General features: G+C 54.8%; 19 protein-coding genes. 10 read left to right on the forward strand and 9 right to left on the reverse strand.

What is annotated here, in order from left to right; genetic code table 11:
- Positions 1 to 410: 410 nt before the first annotated feature.
- Complete coding sequence (ltrA, locus tag EK22_RS11935; RefSeq protein WP_036251165.1) at positions 411 to 1,661, forward strand: group II intron reverse transcriptase/maturase; 1,251 nt, start codon at positions 411 to 413, stop codon at positions 1,659 to 1,661.
- A 154-nt stretch (positions 1,662 to 1,815) separates the two neighbouring features.
- Here ltrA and EK22_RS11940 read toward each other — a convergent pair whose 3' ends face one another.
- From EK22_RS11940 to EK22_RS11980, 9 genes are read right to left on the reverse strand one after another with little or no spacing between them, the layout of a single operon-like run.
- Positions 1,816 to 2,202 (reverse strand): c-type cytochrome, encoded by a 387-nt coding sequence (locus EK22_RS11940; RefSeq protein WP_036251168.1) that lies wholly within the window; start codon positions 2,200 to 2,202, stop codon positions 1,816 to 1,818.
- A 16-nt stretch (positions 2,203 to 2,218) separates the two neighbouring features.
- A complete protein-coding gene (locus EK22_RS11945; RefSeq protein ID WP_161786429.1) occupies positions 2,219 to 3,160 on the reverse strand; it encodes a cytochrome c oxidase assembly protein in 942 nt (313 codons plus the stop codon).
- The gene (locus EK22_RS23195) at positions 3,157 to 3,543 is read right to left on the reverse strand and encodes a hypothetical protein (RefSeq protein ID WP_051961872.1); all 387 of its coding nucleotides are present in this window, start codon (positions 3,541 to 3,543) and stop codon (positions 3,157 to 3,159) included. Before EK22_RS23195 ends, EK22_RS11945 begins: the two co-directional genes overlap by 4 nt.
- A 4-nt stretch (positions 3,544 to 3,547) precedes the next feature.
- Positions 3,548 to 4,162, reverse strand: a complete 615-nt coding sequence (locus tag EK22_RS11955; RefSeq protein WP_036251171.1) for a cytochrome c oxidase subunit 3 — start codon at positions 4,160 to 4,162, stop codon at positions 3,548 to 3,550.
- A complete protein-coding gene (gene ctaD / locus EK22_RS11960; RefSeq protein ID WP_036251253.1) occupies positions 4,159 to 6,072 on the reverse strand; it encodes a cytochrome c oxidase subunit I in 1,914 nt (637 codons plus the stop codon). The genes EK22_RS11955 and ctaD overlap by 4 nt, the downstream gene beginning before the upstream one ends.
- A gap of 11 nt (positions 6,073 to 6,083) precedes the next feature.
- Positions 6,084 to 7,112 carry a cytochrome c oxidase subunit II gene (gene coxB / locus EK22_RS11965; protein WP_036251174.1) on the reverse strand — a complete coding sequence of 343 codons (1,029 nt, stop codon included), beginning with the start codon at positions 7,110 to 7,112 and terminating at the stop codon, positions 6,084 to 6,086.
- Positions 7,105 to 7,659 (reverse strand): c-type cytochrome, encoded by a 555-nt coding sequence (locus EK22_RS11970; RefSeq protein WP_036251176.1) that lies wholly within the window; start codon positions 7,657 to 7,659, stop codon positions 7,105 to 7,107. Before EK22_RS11970 ends, coxB begins: the two co-directional genes overlap by 8 nt.
- Positions 7,656 to 8,507, reverse strand: coding sequence for a substrate-binding domain-containing protein (locus tag EK22_RS11975; protein WP_036251179.1), 852 nt, complete (start codon positions 8,505 to 8,507; stop codon positions 7,656 to 7,658). The genes EK22_RS11970 and EK22_RS11975 overlap by 4 nt, the downstream gene beginning before the upstream one ends.
- Positions 8,488 to 10,398 carry a methanol/ethanol family PQQ-dependent dehydrogenase gene (locus EK22_RS11980; RefSeq protein WP_036251182.1) on the reverse strand — a complete coding sequence of 637 codons (1,911 nt, stop codon included), beginning with the start codon at positions 10,396 to 10,398 and terminating at the stop codon, positions 8,488 to 8,490. Before EK22_RS11980 ends, EK22_RS11975 begins: the two co-directional genes overlap by 20 nt.
- A 722-nt stretch (positions 10,399 to 11,120) precedes the next feature.
- On the opposite strand from EK22_RS11980, the gene EK22_RS11985 reads away from it, so the two are divergent.
- From EK22_RS11985 to cas2e, 9 genes are all read left to right on the forward strand, one after another.
- Positions 11,121 to 12,095, forward strand: a complete 975-nt coding sequence (locus EK22_RS11985; protein ID WP_036251184.1) for a helix-turn-helix transcriptional regulator — start codon at positions 11,121 to 11,123, stop codon at positions 12,093 to 12,095.
- Between the two features lie 71 nt (positions 12,096 to 12,166).
- Positions 12,167 to 14,872: a CRISPR-associated helicase/endonuclease Cas3 gene (cas3, locus tag EK22_RS11990; protein WP_036251185.1), complete on the forward strand. Its 2,706-nt coding sequence runs from the start codon at positions 12,167 to 12,169 to the stop codon at positions 14,870 to 14,872.
- Positions 14,869 to 16,359, forward strand: coding sequence for a type I-E CRISPR-associated protein Cse1/CasA (casA, locus tag EK22_RS11995; RefSeq protein WP_036251188.1), 1,491 nt, complete (start codon positions 14,869 to 14,871; stop codon positions 16,357 to 16,359). The genes cas3 and casA overlap by 4 nt, the downstream gene beginning before the upstream one ends.
- Complete coding sequence (gene casB / locus EK22_RS12000; RefSeq protein ID WP_036251191.1) at positions 16,356 to 16,826, forward strand: type I-E CRISPR-associated protein Cse2/CasB; 471 nt, start codon at positions 16,356 to 16,358, stop codon at positions 16,824 to 16,826. Before casA ends, casB begins: the two co-directional genes overlap by 4 nt.
- Before the next feature lie 22 nt (positions 16,827 to 16,848).
- Positions 16,849 to 17,973 carry a type I-E CRISPR-associated protein Cas7/Cse4/CasC gene (cas7e, locus tag EK22_RS12005; protein WP_036251194.1) on the forward strand — a complete coding sequence of 375 codons (1,125 nt, stop codon included), beginning with the start codon at positions 16,849 to 16,851 and terminating at the stop codon, positions 17,971 to 17,973.
- A 14-nt stretch (positions 17,974 to 17,987) separates the two neighbouring features.
- Positions 17,988 to 18,641 carry a type I-E CRISPR-associated protein Cas5/CasD gene (gene cas5e, locus EK22_RS12010; protein WP_036251196.1) on the forward strand — a complete coding sequence of 218 codons (654 nt, stop codon included), beginning with the start codon at positions 17,988 to 17,990 and terminating at the stop codon, positions 18,639 to 18,641.
- Positions 18,628 to 19,245, forward strand: coding sequence for a type I-E CRISPR-associated protein Cas6/Cse3/CasE (cas6e, locus tag EK22_RS12015; protein WP_036251199.1), 618 nt, complete (start codon positions 18,628 to 18,630; stop codon positions 19,243 to 19,245). The genes cas5e and cas6e overlap by 14 nt, the downstream gene beginning before the upstream one ends.
- Positions 19,246 to 19,257: 12 nt before the next feature.
- The gene (cas1e, locus tag EK22_RS12020; protein ID WP_036251201.1) at positions 19,258 to 20,169 is read left to right on the forward strand and encodes a type I-E CRISPR-associated endonuclease Cas1e; all 912 of its coding nucleotides are present in this window, start codon (positions 19,258 to 19,260) and stop codon (positions 20,167 to 20,169) included.
- Positions 20,150 to 20,455, forward strand: a complete 306-nt coding sequence (gene cas2e, locus EK22_RS12025) for a type I-E CRISPR-associated endoribonuclease Cas2e (protein WP_020161331.1) — start codon at positions 20,150 to 20,152, stop codon at positions 20,453 to 20,455. The genes cas1e and cas2e overlap by 20 nt, the downstream gene beginning before the upstream one ends.
- The last annotated feature ends 179 nt before the right edge of the window (positions 20,456 to 20,634 follow it).

The raw sequence follows: 20,634 nt of genomic DNA on the forward strand, positions 1-20,634 counted from the left end.
ACGACCGTAGGAACACGAACAAGCAGAGAGGCCGGATGTGGGCGATGAGTGTGCTAGGAAACACGAAATCCAACCGTTACCGAAAGACACATCAAGTAGAGCTTGGCGGCACGGGCAGACAGTTTAGGCACCTTACCTGGGGAGATCTCCTAAATGAGAGTTTGGGAGAAGTCAGCAGAGGCCGTAGTAGTGAGGAAGTGCCTGTAATGGGCATGGAGCGAAGGGCTGAAGAATCAAGTTCATTAAACCCAACGAGGCTAATCGGACGCGCATAGTATTCTGAAACAAGCGGGCGTTGCAACTGCGGCAACCACCCCCTTGGCGGGAAATCAACTAGTAAAGTGGATTCTTTAACGAACAAGATCGCGTGGGATGCAAGCTACGATTAGCGGTAAAAGGCGAAAGAGAAAATGACAGAAGAGTTACTGATGGATGCCATGTTCAACTGGCTAACCCTGCAAGAAGCGTTTGACGCGGTAAAGCGCAATAAAGGCGCAGCAGGAATAGACGGGCGAAGCATTGCAGAGACTGAGCAGCATTTAGAGCAGCACTGGGAAGCAATAGAAGCCAAGTTAAGAAAGGGAAGTTATGTCCCGAGTCCCGTGAAAGCGGTGACCATTCCAAAACCGAATGGAGGCGAGCGCGTGCTGGGGATACCGACGGTGCAAGATCGAGTCATACAGCAAGCGATGCAACAAATCTTAACGATAAAGTTCGACAGCGGGTTTAGTCAATATAGCTATGGCTATCGCCCTTATCGCAGCGCGCAGGATGCCGTGAAACAAGCTCGAAATTTTGTTCAGCAGGGTAAAAGTTGGGTAGTGGACATCGACATCAAGGCGTTCTTCGATGAAGTGAATCACGATATTTTACTGCATCAAATCAGCCGGAAAATATCAGACCGCCAAGTGTTAGGCCTGATAAGAGCGTATCTGAAAGCGGGTGTAGTGAAAGACGGAAAAGTAGAACGACGGTATAAAGGAGTTCCGCAAGGTAGCCCGTTGAGTCCCTTGCTTGCAAATATTTACCTGGACAAATTGGACAAAGAACTGGAAAAGCGAGAACTGAGTTTTTGCCGCTACGCAGACGATATTACCCTCTATGTGAGTAGCGAACGCAGTGCGCAACGAGTCTTGAAAAGTCTGACGTTATGGGTAGAAAAGCACTTAAGCCTGACCGTCAACCAAAACAAAAGCGGAACGGGGCGACCTTGGGATAGTCAGTTTCTTGGTTTTAGAATAACGGAAACATACGAAATCGCGACTAGCCCAAAAAGTATCGACCGCTATAAAGCCAAAGTACGCGAACTCTGGGATGCTCGGCAAAGCTTGACCAGTAACGAGTTGGTTGAGCAGTGGCGGCAATACGTTGTAGGTTGGTGGAATTATTTCAAACTCACTACCGACCGCCAACATCTCCTGAAATGGGAAGGCTGGACGCGCCGTCATATGCGAAAATGTTTCTGGTTACGCTGGCATAACAAAAAGGGGCGACTGAAGGCTTTGCGCCGATTAGGTGCGACACCAAGGCAACAAGAAACCGCGAACAGTACACGCGGAGCTTGGCGAATAGCGAAAAGCCCAGCACTACACAGAGCGTTGAGTAATGCCACGTTGAGACAATATGGGTTATGTGTACCATCAGAACTATCAACGGCCTAAGCCGTTGGATTCAACCGCCGGATGCGGAAAACCGCATGTCCGGTGGTGTGGCAGAGGTGACGGGCGCAATCCCGTCACCCCGAGCCGATCCGGACTGAGCCCCCCCGGCTGAGCCGGGAGTTACCAATTATTAATTATCTGTCCATGCAGCCGACTATTCCGAGGAGCCGTACAGATACGCCACCATGTCACGGGCATCGTTTTCCGGCACGTTCAGGAAGGGCATGATGGTGTCGGGATTGATCCGTTGCGGATTCATGATCCAGGCGACCATATTGTCCGGTGTATTGGGAATCATCCCTGCCAGGTACCAGCGCTGCGCGACGCCGGTCAGGTGCGGGCCGACCCGGCCATGGGCGCCGGCCACCCCGGAAATGGTATGACAGGCGCCGCAGCCGTAGCGGTAGAGCGCCGCCTTGCCGCGTTCGGGATCGCCGCCGATCATCCGGGAGCGGAGCGTGTCCCGCCGGTCCGGTCCGCAGGCGGTAAGCCCGGCCAGAAAAAGGATCAGTACGCCTGAAAAGAGGATGTTTGTCCGCATGGTTGCTCTCCCGTGCTTATTCCCGTTTCGCCAGGATCAGATCCCGGTCTTGCCGCGAACCCTGTTCCGCTTCCTGAAAGTAGCGCATCAGCGACAAGAGGCCCACGACGATGAAGACAGCGCCTCCCGGCACCCACATGATCAGGCCGCCCAGTTGCTGATCCTCGATGGGCGTGAAACCCCAGTCGGGCGCCGTCGCGGCATAGGCGGGATACCAGGGACTGGCGGTAAAGGTCAGCAGGGCGCCGAGAATGCCGGTGTGAACGGCGGTGGTGAAAATGTAGAAAACACCCAACAGCCGGTTGGAAACACCCTGCTGTCGATCCACCATGGCCCACCAGAACAGCAGCGCCGAAAGCAGAAAGCCCAGATGCTGCAGGGTATGCACCAGGTTGTTGCCGATCGCCGACTGGAAAAGCAACGGAATGTGCCACAGCCACAGGACCAGGGCGTGGATGCCCCACGCGCTCAGCGGGCGGCGGCAGAATCGCCAGAGGCCGGCCAGCGGGCGGCACCTCCATGCCGCGACGGTACGACGCCGCCAGCACGTCGGCATGCCCCACAGAAAAGCCGCGACCGGCCTGCTGAGTACGAGTAAGGGCGCCGCCACCAGCATCATGATCTCGTGCTGGGCCATATGGGCCGAGAACAGTTCATTACCCAGTGCATCCAGCGGCGACACCAGGGCGATAAACAGCGCCAGCCAGCCGGCGGCAAAGGCCGCCGCCTCCCGCGCCCGGATGCCGGAGCCCATCCGAACGCGGCGCCGGAGGCGGTACAGTCCGGCCGCGTACAGGCCGCCGGCCAGTGCCAGGGGCGCCAGCACGGTCAGGTCGGTGTTCCAGACCGTCCACAGGCCGTCTCGGGCGATAGCCGCCGCGCCATGGGCATGCGCGGCGACCGGCACGCCTAAGGCCGCCAGGCTCGGCAAACGGACTGAATGCGGGATGCCTTTCATTTCGAGCAAGGGTCCAGAAACAGGGCCGGAAGCCATTGGGCAATGATGACGAGCGTGAAAAAGCCCGATAGCATCAGGCCGCTCAGGGCCATGAAGCGGCTGCGCGAGACCGGATCGCCGCCGCTGTCGGGCCACTGCGGCCCCGCGATCCGCCAGCTGTGCCAGGCCAGATAGAGACCGCCGGCGGCGATCAGCAGGGTAGCCAGGGTCAGCAGATGGTAGAAAATACCGTGGCCGCTCTCGCAGAGCCAGTCGACCAGGGCATAACCGATACCCAGGTGCAGGGTCCAGGCGAGCGGCGCCAGCAGCAGGCCGGCCCACAGGGCCGCGATGCCTTTAGGGTGCATGAAATAGTCGGCGGGGTCCTGGTGTTCCAAGCGCATCTCCTCAGTTCGACAAAAAATAGGAGGCCCAGTAAATGGTCATATACAAGGGAATCCAGATGATCACGACGAAATACCAGTAAAGCCCGTTGACCGTGACCCCGATACGCCGCTTGCGGTTGAAATAATTTCGCCAGGCCAGCGTGGTGACGACGGTGGTTTTTAACACCAGAGCCAGCACGTGGGCGCTGTGGAAGCCGACAATGGCCCAGACTACCGAACCGTAGGCATGCGTGTCCCAACGAAAGCCGATGTCACGGTACTCGACAACCTTCATTGCCAGGAACACGAGCGCCAAGGCGATGCTGATCAAGGGCCCTACCTTCAGGGGAAACGTCTTGCCCTGCTTGAGGGAAGAGTCCGCCCAGTACATGGGAATGGCGCTGGCCAGCAGCACCAGCGTGGCGAGCGTGGGCTTCAGCAGTTCCGGCGACCGGGTGCCGTCCGGCGGCCACTGGGGAAAATTGCTCCGCAGATAGAAGAAACTGGCGACCAGGCTGGCGAAGACCGTGGCCTCGATCACGATGAGGCCGATGATGCCCCACCACAGCGGCGAGCGGTGCTCGAAAGCGTGGCTGGGCAGCTTGCTCGCGTCCAGCACGGAAAAAGTGCCGTTCATGACGATTCCTCCCGGGCTTCCCGAGCCAGTTGCCTTGGCCAGAACCAGCCCACGATGGCGATAAAGCTGAGAATAAATCCCACCACCGGAAAAATATTGTGGAAGATGAAGCCGCCGAAGCCGATGCCCACCGCCAGCGCCAGAAGCAGCGGCCAGACGGTAGGCCCGGGCATCTTCGACCGGGATTCGGGGTGGGCATCGAGCAGCGAGGTGACCAGCAGTTCCCGGCGGTCGGAGCGGATGCCTGTCACCACCGGGACTTCCTGATTCTTCAGGTGTTCCCAGAGCGGATAGCGGCCCATCACCACCGGAATATAGCGGAAGTTGTAAGGCGGCGGCGGTGAGGCCGTGCCCCATTCCAGGCTGTCGGCGTCCCAGGGATTATCGCCGGCCGGCCGGCCCCGTTTCAGGCTCCGGAAGACATTAACGAAAGTGGCCAGGAAGCCGGCGGCGAGCAGTCCCGAAGACAGGGACACGAACAGATTGAGATCTCCCCAGCCCAAGGGTTCGAGATAAGTGTAGACCCGACGCGGCATCCCCTGGAGACCCAGGTAATGCATGGGAAAGAAGGTCAGGTTGAAGCCGATGAAGGTCAGCCAGAAACTGGCCTTGCCCAGAGCTTCGCTCATCAGGCGGCCCGTCAGTTTGGGATACCAGTAGTAGAGGCCGCCGAACAAGGGGAACACCGCGCCGCCGATCAGCACGTAGTGGAAATGGGCGACCAGGAAATAGGTGTCGTGGACCTGGGTGTCGAACGGCACCGAGGCGACCATCACCCCGGACAGGCCGCCGATGACGAAAATGAAGAAGAAACCGAGCACATACAGCAGCGGGGTGGCGAAACGCGGTCGCGTGCCCCACAGCGAGGCGAGCCAGCAGAATACCTGGACTCCACTGGGGATGGCGATCATGGAACTGGCGGCGGTGAAGAAATTGGCGGCCAGGTGCGGCAGCCCCGTGGTGTACATGTGGTGCACCCAAAGCCCGAAACCGATGAAGCCGGTGGCGACCAGGGACAGCACCAGCGCCGTATAGCCGAAAATGGGCCGCCGGGTGAAGGTGATGATGATGCTGGAGATCATGCCCAGGGCCGGGACGAAAATGATGTAGACCTCCGGATGTCCGAAGAACCAGAACAGGTGCTGCCAGAGCAGAGGGTCCCCGGAGCCGGGGGTGAAAAAATGAGCGCCGACCGTGCGGTCCAGGGCCAGCATGATGCTGGTCACCATGAGCGGCGGCATGGCGAAGACGATCATGAAAGACATGACCAGAATGGACCAGACGAACAGCGGCATGCGGTTCAGGGACATGCCCGGCGCGCGCTGCTTGAAAATCGTGACTATCAGCTCCACCGCCGCCACCAGGGCGGAAATCTCCATGAAGGTGATGACCGTGGCGTAGAAATCCACGCCCATGCCCGGCGAGTGCCTGGCATCGGCCAGGGGCGGATAGGCAAACCAGCCGACGGCGGGCGCCATGCCCAGAAACAGGCTCAGATACATGGCGGCTCCGGCGATCAGATAAACGTAATAACCGAAGGCATTGAGTCTGGGAAAACTCATGTCCCGGGTGCCCAGCATCAAAGGGATGATATAGATGGCGAAACCTTCCATGATAGGCACGGCAAACAGGAACATCATGGTGATGCCATGCATGGTGAAGATCTGGTTGTACAGGTCCGGGTCCAGAAATTCGTTCTCCGGCGTCGCGAGCTGGAAGCGCATGAGCAGGGCCAGCACGCCGCCGAGGATGAAGAACACGAACCCGGTGATGATAAAGCGCTTGCCGATACTGGTCTGGTTGACGTGCGTGAACCAGCCGAAAAAACCCGGCGGCGAACGCCAGACTTCGGTCAGCAGCTGGATTTCCTCGCTGGAGTCGATGGCCTGGATTCTCTCATGGCTGGTCATGGTTCGGCGGCTCATTTGAGGCTGTGCAAATAATCCAGCAGGGCGGACAAATCATCCGGAGCCAGCGCGGTCGGCGGCATGAAGTTGCCCGGCTTGATGCCCTGGGGATCGAGAATCCACCCGGCCAGATGGCCTCGAGAATTGGGCACGGAGGCCGCGGCCAGGGTCTTGCGGCCGCCGAAATGGGTCAGATCCGGCGCCACCCGGCCCAGCGCCCGGGTGCCCCGCACGGCATGACACATGACGCACTGGGAGGCCAGGAACACCGCCTGGCCGCGCGCCAGGACCGGATCGTCGGGCGCGGCCGCCGGCTCCCGCTGGCGGGCCAGCCAGGACTGGAATTCCCCGGCCGGCTGCGCTTCCACCCAAAACGCCATGCGGGCATGCTGCAGGCCGCAGAATTCACCGCATTGGCCGCGAAAAGTCCCCGGCTGGTCGGCCTGAAGCCAGCCGGTATTGGTCTTGCCCGGAATCATATCGGTCTTGCCGCTGAGATTGGGCACCCAGAAACTGTGTATGACGTCGGTAGCCTTCAGCAGCAGACGCACCGGCTGCCCGACCGGGATATGGATTTCGTTGGCGGTGGTGGCGATCCGCTGTTGCCGGTTATCCAGGTAATGCACTTCCCACCACCACTGGTGCCCGATGATTTCAACGGTGATGGCATCCGCCCGCATCGGCTTGGCCACCACCCGGTCGGTCATGGCGCTGAACAGGGTGAAGCCGAGCAGGACCACGACCGGCATGACCACGCCCGAAACCAGGACCAGATTGCGGCTCTGGATATAGGTCAGCGGCTTGCTCTGCGCCTGTTGCCGCCCGCGGAACACGCCGGCCAGCAGCAGAAGCAGGACCAGGGCCAGGATGGCGCCCGCCGCGCCCGTCATGATCCAGAAAAACCACGCGATCCGGTCGGCCACCGGTCCTTGGGGCGTGATGGCGGACTGCTGGCCGGAGCAGGCGCACAGCAGGACGCAGGCCAGGGACAGGGCGGCGCCGCGCAGCCGGCGGCGGTTAAAGCCGACCCGGGTGCTAGTCATCGCCAGCCTCCTTGTAATATTGCTTCAGTTCCTCCGGCCCCTGGTCCAGATTGCCGGAGGCCTCGTCCTGCAAGGGAGTGCTGCCGGCGCCTTCGGGCAGTTTGGTGCCCAGGCCGCTCAGGGAACGCACGAAGGCGACGATTTTCCAGACGTCATCCTCCGGAATCCTGCCGCGGTATGATGGCATGCCTTGCGGCCGTCCCTCCATGATGGTGGCGAAGATCTCGGCGGGCTCGCTGCCGTAGATCCACTGATCGTCCATCAGGGCCGGCCCCATGCCGCCACCGCCGGCGGCGTGGCAGCCGTTGCAGTTGAACCAGGCATAGAGGCGTCGACCCTCATTGATGGCATGCACCTGGCTTTCATAGGGATTGGCTATGGTTTGGCGTTCTTTGGGCTGACCCGTCGTGGACGTGCCGGCCGGCGCCAGTCGGTCAGCGGGGCCTTCCCGCACCGGCCGCTGTTCCTGCTCGCAGCCCGCGAGCAGAACGAGCAACAGAGCCGCCAGGCCGGCTCTTGAATTCGGTTGGTATCGGCAAACGTTCATGGCCCGGCCTCCCGCATGTCGACGGACGCGACCTGGGGAATACCGTAGGCGTCGAGGATTTTCTGGATGTCGTCATGCCGCCGCGCCAGGGCTGCCTCCACTTCGGCCTTGAAGGCCTGTTCGCCGTGGCGCACGCCCATGGCGATGTCATACTCCATGGGTAGGAAGGACGGGTCCAGAGCCGGGGAGACCGGCGCCATCGCCAGCGGCACCGGTTCCCAGCGGGCAAAGAAACCGGCCAGAGGACCCCAGACGATGGCGACATCGATCCGCCCTTCGGCCAGGGCATCGAGAATCCGCGCCGGCGGGTTGGGCTGGCTGTAGTCGCCATAAATGGGGAAGCCGACCACGTTATCGATGATGCGGCGCCGGGACAGGGCATGGGCGGGCGGCGTATTGGCATAGTCGTCGCCCATCAGATGCACGCCCACTTTGAGCTCGTGCAGAATGGGGTCATTGAAGGAACGCACCCGGTAGGGACTGTCCTGCCGATACACGAATACATAGGTGGAGCGGTAATAGGGCGCGGTAGTGGCCACCATTTCGAAGCCGGCGGGCACGGCCATGACCAGATCGCAGCGGCCGGCCTTGAGGGTGTTGCGGATGAAGCCCCGGCGCTGGGCCCACCAGGTGTAATGCAGGGTCGCCTTCAGTTCCTCGGCCAGAATCTCGGCGATCCGATTCTCGAAGCCCTGCTGGCGGGCATTGGAAAAGGGCAGGTTGTTGGGATCGGCGCAGACCCTCAGCTGTCGGGCGGGCTGCGCCTGCACGGCCAGGCTCCAGGCGAGCAGGACGCCGGCCAGAAGCCGGCCAGGCGCGCGGCCGGGATCAAGGCAGGGCGAAGACATAGAGATCGCCTCCCTTGTTAGTATGGTTGGGCAGGTCTTTCATGGCATTGACGAAGCCGAGGGCGGCGGTGCCGTCGCGGGCGTCCAGATCCCCGGCGACAATGGCGCCGGACCAGCCGCCGACCCCGGCCAGCACGGCGACGTACTGTCTGCCGTCCGGCCCCAGGTAGGTGACGGGCTGGCCGATAATGCCGGAGCTGGTACGGAACTGCCAAAGGAGCTCGCCGGTACGGGCATGGACGGCCTTGAACCAGCGGTCCATGGTGCCGTAGAAAACCACGTCGCCGGCCGTGGCGACCGCGCCGCTCCAGACCGGAAACAGTTCCTTGATGCGCCACAGCTTCTTGGCGGCTACCGGGTCCCAGGCCGAGAATTCGCCCCGGTGGCCGCCGGGCCCCGCGAACATCTTCACCTCGGCGCCGACGAAGGGCGTGCCGGCGATATAGTTGGCTTCGGTGCCGCGCATGTCCATGCAGAGATTGTTGTGCGGCAGATAGAGCAGCCCGGTCCGGTCGGAATAGGCGGAAGGCTGCCAGTCCTTGGCGCCGGGCGCGGCCGGGCAGATGTTATGGACCGTCTTGCCCAGCCCGGTCGCCTTTTCCGGCACCTTTCTCGGCTTGCCCGTCCGCAGGTCGACGCCGCGGGTGACGTTGACGTGGGCATAGGTTTCGGCGGAAAGCACCTCGCCGGTGGCCCGGTCCATCACATACATGTGACCGTTGCGCTCGGGCCGGATCAGCGCCTTGCGCATCTGGCCATTGACCGGCAGATCCAGCAGAATCAGTTCGTTGACCCCGTCGTAATCATAGAGGTCATGGCCTTCGATCTGGTAAGCCCAGGCCGCCTGGCCATTGTCCGGATTGCGGGCGAACAGGGTCAGGGTCCACTTGTTGTCGCCCGGACGCAGGTCGGGATTCCAGGGGCCGGGATTGCCGGTACCGTAGTAAATCAGATTGAGCTCCGGATCGTAGGAGATCCATCCCCACACGGCGCCGCCGCCGATCTGCCACATATCCGGAGGCCAGCTGCTGACGCCCAAGTCGGCGCCCTGGTCCTTGGCGTAGAAGGGCTTGAAATCCGGACCGATGAGCACGTCCTGATCGGGCCCCGTGCTATAGGCAGTCCAGGCGACCTTGCCGGTATCGATGTCCACCGCCTTCAGCCAGCCGCGCACGCCCATTTCCCCGCCGCTGTTGCCCACCAGCATCTTGCCCTTGACCACGAGCGGCGCCATGGTGATGGTTTCGCCCAGATTGATGTCGCCCAGCTTGGTTTTCCAAAGCTCCCGGCCGGTTTTGGCATCGAGCGCGACGGCATGGGTATCCAGGGTATTGAACAGGATCTTGCCGTCGGCATAGACCGCGCCCCGGTTCACCACGTCACAGCAGGCCACGCCTTGGGCCGCCGACTGCGGCAGCGGATTGTACTTCCATTTCAAGGCGCCGCCCTTGGCGAGGTCCAGGGCATAGACGATGTTGGGATAGGGGGTGACCACGTACATGATCCCGTCGACCACCAGCGGAGCCGCCTCGTGGCCGTTGGTCTGCCCGGTGGAGAAGGTCCAGGCCAGCTGGAGGTTCTTGACGGTCTCGGTATTGATCTGGTCCAGGGTGCTGTACCGGGTGCTGGCATAGTCCCTGGCCGGCATCCGCCAAAGACTCTCTTCATCCCTGGCAAGCCAGGACGGGAGCGCCGCCCCCGAATACGGTTTGGGGTCCTGATAGTGCTCCTTGATCGGCAGAACGCCGGGCGTCTCCGGGGAACCCGCTGTCGTTCCCCGCTTGTCCTGGGCCGGCGCGTCAATGACGACGAGGACGAGAAGAATAAACAGCAGCGCCAGCGAGCCGGCGGCGGAAGGGGAGGCGATGTCAGCGGTTCGATATGTCGTCATAGGATTACTACACTCTCGGGTCGTTTGGGTCAGGAGGTACTAGTAATTTTTTGATCGAACTCATACGCGAGACCCGTATGAAATAGCGACACACCAAATTCGTCAACTGAACATTCGAGTTGGTTCAATTTTTCTAGCGGTCCGGGTATTAATGAGGGGAATGCGCTGATATTTCAGTTGCCGAGCATGAAGGCGGACTGGCGGCAACATAGCGCCTGGAAGGGTGCCGATGCGCGCCAGCTTGTAAAAGTGGGAGCGATGCCTACATCGCGACTTGCCGGGCGATTTTAAATCGCGATATGGGCATCGCCCCCCAGGGAGACGGCCTTAACTGGAAAGGATGTCGGAGGGTGCTTCTAGCCGAATCCTTAAGGTGTCTGCTGAGTCAATTATCCGCGTAACATCAGTTCAAAGGTTTTACTTTGTTTTTTAAGCGAAGCCACGGACCAGACTCCGCCCAATCTTAAACAGGATGCGCTATCTGTATTAAAGATATAGCCCGTTTTCTCGAATGATAAATAAACAGGCTGATTTGCATCGACTTCTGATTAAAGGATTTAACGGTATCTCGACGATAATTTCAGCAGAGGTTGATTGTCCGAAAATGATTACCTGTTGAAATGTTGAGACAATGGCTGGTTTTTTGAGTAGACTCAATTAAAGAGCGATTTCGGGTGTAAAGTCACTCTGAGGCTCAAATAAATAATAATTAGGAGCGCGGCATGGATCGCTTTGAAAGAATCTATCAATTGCACACTATTTTATCCGGCCGTCGCACGCCGGCTTCCAACCGACTTCTGCAAGACAAACTGGAATGCAGCGAATCCACCGTCAAACGGTTGGTGGGTCTTATGAGAAACCATTTTGATGCGCCTATCATCTACGACCGAAAACACAACGGCTATTACTACGATACGGAAACAGGCGCGCATCCCTATGAATTGCCCGGCTTATGGTTTAACGCCGATGAGCTCTGGGGACTGCTGACTTGCCATAGGATGCTGCGCGACCTATCGCACGGTATTTTTGGGGAACAGATAGCCCAACTGCAAACCCGCATAGAAAAACTGCTGGCGCTGGACAACAGCAGCGCCGAATGCAAACTGGAAAGCGTTAAAATACTGACTATGGCCTCCCGCTACAAAGGCCATGACCATCTGTTCACCAAAATCGCCGCCGCCTTATTCGGAAACCGGCGATTAAAATTGGTTTACCAGGCCCGAAGCGACGGGCAAATCTCGGAACGCACTATCTCACCGCAAAATCTCATCTATTATCGTGACAACTGGTATATCGACGCCTGGTGTCACAGCAAAAACGGGCTACGCACATTCGCCCTGGAAAAAATCAAATCCGCGATCCGGCAAAACATACCCGCCAAACACATCGACCGCCAACAACTGGAAGCACATTACACATCCGCCTACGGCATCTTCGGAGGGCCGGCCCAACACCTCGCCAAACTCAAATTCACCCCCGAGCGCGCCCGCTGGATCTCCGACGAGCAATGGCACCCGAAACAAACCGATCGCTGGCTGGATGACGGCAGCTACGAACTGTGCATCCCGTTCGGCGATCACCGGGAACTCCTGATGGATATCCTGAAACACGGCCGCAGCGTCGAGATCATCGAGCCGGAGTTCTTAAGGCAGGCTGTCATGCAGGAAATACAGGCCATGTCGGAAATTTATAAATAATTAAAACCGTGGCACGGAATGATACGGTGGGTATGGATAATGAAGTTTAGGTGAATTGTTAGGGGGAGAGAATGTATTACAAGTATTGGGGGAAGGCTAAACCGGATAAGACCATCGGGCCGGCTTACCATTTACTGCCTTATCATTGTTTGGATGTGGCGGCGGTAGCTGATCAGTGGTGGCAGTGCAGTGCCAGTATTAGGCGATGTTTTGCTGAAATTACCGGTTTAGCAGAAGAACAAGCCCGTGCCTGGGTATTGTTTTTTATTTCGCTGCATGATTACGGAAAATTCGATCTGCGTTTTCAACGCAAGGCACCGGAAATCTGGAAAAACGTCAATGCCGAAATAAGCGGAATACCTGTTCAACTAACGGGGTTATCGATTAAAGAGTATTACCATGGTCCAGCAGGACTATATTGGTTTTATCAGGATTTAAAGGAGCGATTTTCATCAGGATCAGATGATTTTTGCTTTGATGACAACGACGATTGGCAGGCATGGTATAGCTGGCTGGCGCCCGTTATGGGACATCACGGTGTTGTGCCGGATGATTATCAAAAAGAAAATAAAAAATATGCTTCTCCAATTGCTGAAGCGGACTTGCTTTCTGTATTTAAACAGGCAAGGCTGCAATGGCTTAATGCCTTGGAGAGGTTATTTCTTAATCCGATCGGGTTATCGCTGAACGATACTCCGCCTTTACTAGAAAAGATTAAAAGTAGCCAAACGACATCGACGATGTTAGCCGGTTTTTGTTCAGTAAGTGACTGGTTGGGATCATCTGAATATTTTAAATATGATGATCAACCACCTGAAGATTTACGGCAATGGTATGACGATCGGTTGGCGGTTGCCAGGCAGGCACTGAAAGATGCGGGAGTCATAAGTCAAGTTAAACCTTATCAAAATATCGATGTTTTACTGAATGGTCATTCGCCACGGCAAGTGCAGTGCCTCGTTAAACAACTGCCAAAAGCACAAGGATTGACGCTGATAGAAGCTTCAACAGGATCGGGAAAAACCGAAACCGCGCTGGCTTATGCATGGCAATTACTGGCGCTGGGATTGGCAGATAGCATTGTTTTCGCACTACCGACTCAAGCAACATCTAATGCCATGTTAAAACGATTGGAGAAAGCGGCACCTTTGCTGTTTGCCAATGAGGCTAATGTGATTTTGGCGCATGGCCGAGCGAAATATGAGCAAAACTTCATAAATTTAAAGCTAGCCTGTCATCCGCAAACCGCTCAAGACTCTGAAGAAGCCTGGGTACAGTGTGGCAATTGGCTGGCACAAAGCCGCAAACGAGTTTTTCTAGGGCAAATCGGCATTTGTACAGTCGATCAAGTATTGGTTTCAGTATTGCCGGTCAGGCACAAGTTTGTGCGAGGCTTCGGTATTGGCCGTAGTGTTTTGATCATTGACGAAGTTCATGCCTACGACAGCTATATGTACGGACTTCTGAATGCCGTGCTGGAGCAACAACGCCTTGCCGGAGGCAGCGCTATCTTATTGTCAGCCACTCTGCCGTTCCAACAAAAAGAGCAGCTGGCGAAAGCATGGGGTTGTGAGCTAGCCATTTCCAATAAAGCTTATCCATTAATCACTCATTGCCGGGACGGGCAAAGCTTTGCATACGATTTGACGGCGCAGCCCGAGCAACAGCCTAAGCCGATATCGGTTCGTCTGGAACTGATCAAAACACCGCATTTATTGCCAGTTGACGCTTTTATTCAGCGATTGCTTGATGCGGTAGCGCAGGGCGCGCAAGTCTGTCTGGTCTGCAATTTGGTTGCAGTCGCACAACAGCTTTATCAACTATTGCTGGTGAAGATAGAACAATTCGAAGAACTCACCGAAGATCAGCTGCTGCTTTTTCACTCGCGATTTATCTTTGCCGATCGTCAGAAAAAAGAGCGAGCCGTTCTTGATTTATTTGGTGCGGAACCCTATCCGGAAAATGCCAGAGCCAAAGGCCATTTATTAATAGCTACCCAAGTGGTCGAGCAATCGCTAGATCTGGATTTTGATTGGCTGATTACCCAGCTTTGTCCGGTTGATTTATTGTTTCAGCGTATGGGGCGTTTGCATCGCCATTATCGCAACAGGCCGGAACTGTTCAAAGAACCGGTCTGTACTGTCTTGTTGCCTGCCGAAGACGATTATGAATTGCATGAGCTCATATATGGCAATAGCCGGGTGTTATGGCGAACCCAGCAATGCTTGCAGCGAGCGGATCAGGAAACCGCAAGCGAAGTCAGTTTTCCGGCGGCGTATCGGGATTGGATTGAATCGGTTTATAGCGAAGAACTATGGCCTGATGAACCGGAATGGGTACTGAAAAGTTATGAAGCGTATGACAAAGACCGCTATGCCAGCCTGATGTCGGCTAAACAACTGATTAACAGCAGCATGAACGAATTATCAGACAACGATAGCAATGTTTCTGCATTGACGCGCGATGGCGAAATGAGCCTGAACCTGATTCCTTTTCATAACAATGCTCAGGGCAAACGGTGTTTATTAAACGGTGATCTTATAGACAGTCTGGATGAAAGCGAGCGTTTGGAAGCCTTTAATTTAAACAGTGTTGCCGTACCAAAGAGCTGGAGCAACCATGGTCGTTTGCCGGAAACCGATAAAGAAGGCTTTATCTGGCTGCCCATGCAAGCCGCTGGAAATGGGAAATTCGTCGCGCAGCAAGGCGATTACATCTATCTTTACCACACTAGCACAGGATTAAACCGTATGGATCAACCCAAGGAGAATTCATGAATTTACTGACGGACGCCTGGATACCGATTCAGCATCAAGGTAACTACCAGAAAATAACCTTAAAACAACTGCTGTGCGACGAACAAAAAGGCGAGCTCTGTTTGCCGCGCGACGATATGGAACTGGCCTGTTTGCAGCTTATATGCGCCATGACTCAAGTGTTGTTCATTCCCCGAGACAAAAAAGCGCTGGGGCAATACGTCAAAGAGCCGATAACGCCTGAAGTTTATGCTGAAGCTTGTGAAGGAAAAATAGACTGGTTTGATCTGGATCACCCGGAAACGCCGTTCATGCAAATCCGAGGCGTAAAAGCGGCGCAACCGACCCCGATGGATAAATTGCTGGCAGGGGTTGCCGACGGTACCAATAAAGCTTTTGTCAATCCGCAAGGTTTGGCTGAAGCTTTGTGCGGCGGTTGTGTGGCCATTGCGTTATTCAATGCTGCCAATAATTGTCCGAGCATGGGTGGTGGTTTTAAAGGCAGTTTGCGTGGAAGCACGGCGATCACAATATTGATTAAGGGACGTTCTCTTAGAGAAACAATCTGGTTGAACGTACTTACCGAGGAGACGGTGGAAACCGTCATGCCTTGGTATCCAGAAACAAAAGATCAGTTACCTAATTATCTGGACAAAATAAAAGCCGAAGCCAAAATACCAGCTTCCGCAATAGGCCTGAATCGGGGCTTATTATGGCAACCTGCTCATTTTGAATTATTGCCTTCTCAATCCTCGGCGAATTGCAGTTGTTGCGGATGTTACGAGCCAGTCTATAACAGTTTTAATAAAGCTAAGTTCAACTACACGGTAAATAGTGCCTGGCCGCATCCGTTATCTACTCGAATTTTTACCGTTAAAAAAGGCGAAAGAGAAGAAAAATTTCCATCTTTTACAACCACGGCACCGACTTGGACGCATATGAGTCGACTGGTGGTTGATAAGCAAAACGACAAAGAAGGCCAACAAACCGCGCCGGTTATTCAGCAAGCCCGAACCTTTACGGCGGCAGATAAGATTCAACTTATCATCGGAGGTTATCGCAACAATCAAGCAACTATATTGGAGCGTCGCCATGAGTTATTTAGCTTGGCGCAAGGCTGGGCAGAGCATGGTGACGTGATTCAACAGGTTATTGACCGTGGCTTGGCATATAAAACGGCAATAAGAAAAGCGCTGTATCTGTTTGCTGTCGGCATCAAGGACAAAGTGAACGGCTCCGGCATCAATCTTTGCAATCCTGTTGAAGCCACCTATTACCAGAGAACGGAAAATTTGATGCATAACAGTTTGGCGGCTATTAAATTCGAAGCATCGCAAGATGAGTTGCAAGCATTAAATAATCAACTTAAGGCTATCGTTGTTAGCTTATTCAATCAGTCCACAGAACCCTACCGGCAAGAACCGAAAATGTTAAAAGCCTTGGCATTGGCAAGGCGGTCATTACATAAATCTCTGAAAGAACTGGAACCCCAAGGAGAAACCCCATGAGTGAGGGAGAAAACAAAACGCCCGATTTTCTGGCGTTATATGAACGCTATCAAGCGTTAAAGCCCGGCCCGAAAGCGGAATTGAAAAGGGTCATGAGTCCCGGTGACTTGATTGAAATACCGGCTTTTTATCAGGTATTGCATGACAACAAAGCCCATAAAGGCATGCAACGCCTACTGTATTGCTTGCCACTGATTAAGCATCAGGAAAATGGTGATTCGTTGGGGAAGGCATTGGCCAAAGCCGACATTAATGAAAAACGCCTGTTTATGGTGGTCCGTTCGCAAGAACCCAATGATTTAATTCAATTGCGTCGTTTGTTGAAGCTGGCTGACCAACCTGCTGTCGACTGGCCGCAAATGGCTAATGCACTTTGGTGGTGGGATCATCCTAATCAGTTTTCAAAACGAAAAATATTGGAAGATTTCTTCTACTACCAAAATACCAAATCCAAAGCATCCGCTTAATTAAATTAAAGGAATTCAGCAAATGAACAAAAATTTTATCAACTTTCACGTTTTGATTTCACACAGTCCTTCTTGCTTGAATCGTGATGACATGAATATGCAAAAGTCCGCTATTTTCGGCGGCAAAAGGCGGGTGCGGGTTTCCAGTCAGAGTTTAAAAAGAACCATGCGTACGAGTGACTATTACTATGAGCATTTAGGTCAACCCAGTGTGCGCACTAAGCATTTGGCGGATTTCCAGAAAAAAGTAATTGAAGAGCTATCCAGTCGCTATGATGAGAAACTAGTTAAGCAGGCTATCGAGTATATTTCAGGCAAAGACAGCAGTGCTGATGATGCCAAAAGCGACGCAGTTGCGCCTTGGGTAATAGAAGAGATCGCTTATTTCTGTGATCAGATTAAAGCGCTGGAAGCCGAAGGCGTCGATGCAAAAAAATTACAGAAACAGATTGAGAAAGATAGCCAGGCTTTTCGGCAAGCGTTAGCAAAAGGGGTGGATATAGCATTATCGGGCCGCATGGCGACATCAGGCCTGATGAGCGAAGTCGGCAAGATCGACGGCGCCCTGGCCGTTGCCCATGCCATCACTACCCATGCCGTCGATGCAGACATCGACTGGTTTACTGCCGTTGACGATTTGCAGGAACTGGGCTCCGGCCATTTAGATACCCAGGAGTTTTCTTCCGGCGTGTTCTATCGCTACGCCAGCCTTAACCTTAAACAGTTGCAGGTGAATCTGGGCTTATTGCCCGATATGAAAGCGGTCGAAACGGTAGACAGCAGATGGAAAGCTCTGGAAATTGCCGCACACGTATTGCACATGCTGGCAACCGAAGTGCCTAGTGCCAAGCAACAAAGCTTTGCCGCGCATAATCTGGCGGATGTGGCATTGGTTAGCTTTTCCGATCAACCGATTTCTCTGGCTAATGCCTTTGAAAAACCCATACAGGCCGATCACAAAGGCGGGTTCAGAGAGCCGTCAATTGCCGAATTGAACAACTACTGGGATAAAGTTCATCGGGGATATGGTTTGGATGAGCAGTGCGCTGAATTCACTTTGGATAATGCAGAGCTGCCGGCTGGCATCAATGCCAAACAATCATTGCCCGAGCTGGAAAATTGGGTAAGAAACAACGGTGAAGGCTAACCGGAAGCGATGCCATGCGTAGACATTTAATATTAAAACTGCAAGGCCCAATGCAGGCCTGGGGCAGGGAGAGTTTTGAAGGCTTGCGTCCTTCCGAGCTTTTCCCCGGACGCAGTGCCTTGCTTGGCTTATTGGGCGCTTGTCTGGGGATAGAGCGTACCGATCGTGAGCAACAGCAACTCTTGGCCAGTAGTGTAGCGTTTGCGGTGCGAGTTGATCAGCAAGGTCAAAAAATGACCGACTATCACACCGTCAAGAATGCCAGAGATGATTATCGCGGCCTGAAAAGCCACGATACAATCCAGACTTGGCGGGAATATTGGCAAGATGCCTGTTATACCGTTGCTATATGGAATAATGAAGCAGCGGTTATTTCTTTGGAAACTATTGCACAGGCTGTTAAACAGCCTGTTTATACGCCGGTTTTAGGTCGGCGTAGCTGCTCGCTCAGCAGACCTCTATTTGAAACAATGCTATCGGCTAACTCGGCCTTGTCGGCATTGGCTCAGGTCGGTGTTAATTCAGGGGTTATTTATAGTGAAGAGGAAAGCGATAGCGCCGTTTCTATAAGAAAGCGGGATGTACCTATTATTCATCAACCCCGGCAGTTTGCAACTCGCACTATATATATAACAGCAAGCAAAGGAGCGGTTCATGTATCTGAGTAAAATCCATATCCCCTGGGCGCAAGCACAAAACCCTTACCAGCTTCATCAAGCATTATGGCGCTTATTCCTTGGGCATGAAGATGCAGACCGTGGGTTCCTGTTTCGTGTTGAGCAGTTGCAAAGAGGCGTCGGTGCTCATGTCCTGATGCAATCGGTTATGCAGCCGCAAAGCGTCGAGCAGAGCCCGATACTACTCGGCTGGCGCGAGTACTCTGTGAACATTCAAAATGGTCAACGGCTGCGTTTTCGATTGCGAGCTAATCCGATCAAAACTATCAAGGACAGCAGCAAGGGCACGGTTGAAAGGAGAGGCAAAACCTTTGCGAAAACCGTGCGCGTGCCGTTAGTACATGAAGAACAGCAACAGGCTTGGGTGGAACGTAAGCTGCAATCCTTTGCGCAATTGGAATCGTTGATTATGCAGCTCGAACCGGTATTGTATTTCCGCAAGGCCAAAGAAGGCCGTAGCGGTAAAATTCAAACGGTGATGTTCGACGGCATACTGACGGTAACGGATGCTGAAGCTCTAATTCAGGAAATGATGCAGGGTATAGGACCAGCTAAAGCATTCGGATGCGGCTTGCTGTCTATAGCCAGAGCTTGATAGGTTTTCAATATGCTCCCACCCCTCAAACCCATTGCCATGAAAGAACGCGTCTCCATGGTCTTCATCGAAAAAGGACAAATCGACGTCAAGGACGGCGCATTCGTCGTGATCGACGAAACCGGCATCCGCACTCATATCCCGGTCGGCAGCATTGCCTGCATTATGTTAGAGCCCGGCACACGGGTTTCCCATCATGCCGCCGCTTTGGCGGCCAGGGCAGGGACGCTGCTGGTGTGGGTGGGTGAAGCCGGTGTCCGCCTGTATGCTTCGGGACAGCCGGGCGGGGCGCGTTCCGACCGGTTGCTTTATCAAGCCAAACTGGCGCTGGATGATGCGGCACGCTTGAAAGTCGTGCGTAAAATGTACGAGATTCGTTTCGGCGAAAAACCGCCGGAAAGACGTAGCGTTGAACAGCTGCGAGGCATAGAAGGCGCCCGCGTCAAGAAAATTTATCAATTATTGGCCAAACAGGCCGGCGTGGAGTGGAAAGGGCGTAATTATGATCCGACCCAATGGGACAGAAGCGATATGCCCAACCGTTGCATCAGTTCGGCGACGGCTTGCCTCTATGGCATCAGTGAAGCGGCGATTCTGGCGGCCGGTTATGCACCCGCCATCGGCTTTATCCATACCGGCAAGCCTCTGTCGTTCGTTTACGATATAGCGGATTTGTTCAAGTTTGACGATATCATTCCGCATGCTTTCAAGATCGCCGCCAAGAATTATCGTGATCCCGAACGCGAAGTGCGTCTGATGTGCCGCGATATTTTCCGGCAAACAAAAATCCTCAGAAAAATTATTCCAACCATAGAAGAAGTGCTCGCGGCCGGCGAACTGGAATTGCCGAAACCGGCCGAAGAATCGATTGCACCTGCTATTCCTAATCCTGAGAGTATCGGCGATGTTGGTCATCGTAGTTGAAAACGTGCCGCCGCGGCTGCGCGGCCGTCTGGCCGTCTGGCTGATCGAAATCCGTGCCGGCGTTTATGTCGGCGACTTATCGGTTAAAGTCAGGGAAATGATCTGGTCGCAGATTGAAGATGGTATTGAAGAGGGTAATGCCGTCATGGTCTGGACCACCAATACCGAATCCGGTTTCGACTTCATAACGCTGGGTAAAAACCGCCGCCTGCCGGTCGAACTCGATGGTCTCAAGCTGGTCTCGTTTTATCCTGTTGAAGATCAGAAGGATGAAAATGCTCTTTAACAATTTAGCTTTAAAAAATCCGCTTTTTATCGGTAGAAAATTGGAAGTGATTATTTCGCTTAATTAACAGTATGTTAAGATAAGTCTGTTCCCCACGCCCGTGGGGATGAACCGCAATCGACACGATGGGTATATCCGTATTGGGACTGTTCCCCACGCCCGTGGGGATGAACCGTCGC

The organism is Methylobacter sp. BBA5.1, assembly GCF_000746145.1.
GTDB lineage: Bacteria > Pseudomonadota > Gammaproteobacteria > Methylococcales > Methylomonadaceae > Methylobacter > Methylobacter marinus.

Bases quoted from the DNA above. Each gene is read 5' to 3' on its own strand.
- ltrA (WP_036251165.1), top strand. From the start codon at position 411: ATGACAGAAGAGTTACTGATGGATGCCATGTTCAACTGGCTAACCCTG.
- EK22_RS11940 (WP_036251168.1), bottom strand. From the start codon at position 2,202: ATGCGGACAAACATCCTCTTTTCAGGCGTACTGATCCTTTTTCTGGCC.
- EK22_RS11945 (WP_161786429.1), bottom strand. From the start codon at position 3,160: ATGAAAGGCATCCCGCATTCAGTCCGTTTGCCGAGCCTGGCGGCCTTA.
- EK22_RS23195 (WP_051961872.1), bottom strand. From the start codon at position 3,543: ATGCGCTTGGAACACCAGGACCCCGCCGACTATTTCATGCACCCTAAA.
- EK22_RS11955 (WP_036251171.1), bottom strand. From the start codon at position 4,162: ATGAACGGCACTTTTTCCGTGCTGGACGCGAGCAAGCTGCCCAGCCAC.
- ctaD (WP_036251253.1), bottom strand. From the start codon at position 6,072: ATGACCAGCCATGAGAGAATCCAGGCCATCGACTCCAGCGAGGAAATC.
- coxB (WP_036251174.1), bottom strand. From the start codon at position 7,112: ATGACTAGCACCCGGGTCGGCTTTAACCGCCGCCGGCTGCGCGGCGCC.
- EK22_RS11970 (WP_036251176.1), bottom strand. From the start codon at position 7,659: ATGAACGTTTGCCGATACCAACCGAATTCAAGAGCCGGCCTGGCGGCT.
- EK22_RS11975 (WP_036251179.1), bottom strand. From the start codon at position 8,507: ATGTCTTCGCCCTGCCTTGATCCCGGCCGCGCGCCTGGCCGGCTTCTG.
- EK22_RS11980 (WP_036251182.1), bottom strand. From the start codon at position 10,398: ATGACGACATATCGAACCGCTGACATCGCCTCCCCTTCCGCCGCCGGC.
- EK22_RS11985 (WP_036251184.1), top strand. From the start codon at position 11,121: ATGGATCGCTTTGAAAGAATCTATCAATTGCACACTATTTTATCCGGC.
- cas3 (WP_036251185.1), top strand. From the start codon at position 12,167: ATGTATTACAAGTATTGGGGGAAGGCTAAACCGGATAAGACCATCGGG.
- casA (WP_036251188.1), top strand. From the start codon at position 14,869: ATGAATTTACTGACGGACGCCTGGATACCGATTCAGCATCAAGGTAAC.
- casB (WP_036251191.1), top strand. From the start codon at position 16,356: ATGAGTGAGGGAGAAAACAAAACGCCCGATTTTCTGGCGTTATATGAA.
- cas7e (WP_036251194.1), top strand. From the start codon at position 16,849: ATGAACAAAAATTTTATCAACTTTCACGTTTTGATTTCACACAGTCCT.
- cas5e (WP_036251196.1), top strand. From the start codon at position 17,988: ATGCGTAGACATTTAATATTAAAACTGCAAGGCCCAATGCAGGCCTGG.
- cas6e (WP_036251199.1), top strand. From the start codon at position 18,628: ATGTATCTGAGTAAAATCCATATCCCCTGGGCGCAAGCACAAAACCCT.
- cas1e (WP_036251201.1), top strand. From the start codon at position 19,258: ATGCTCCCACCCCTCAAACCCATTGCCATGAAAGAACGCGTCTCCATG.
- cas2e (WP_020161331.1), top strand. From the start codon at position 20,150: ATGTTGGTCATCGTAGTTGAAAACGTGCCGCCGCGGCTGCGCGGCCGT.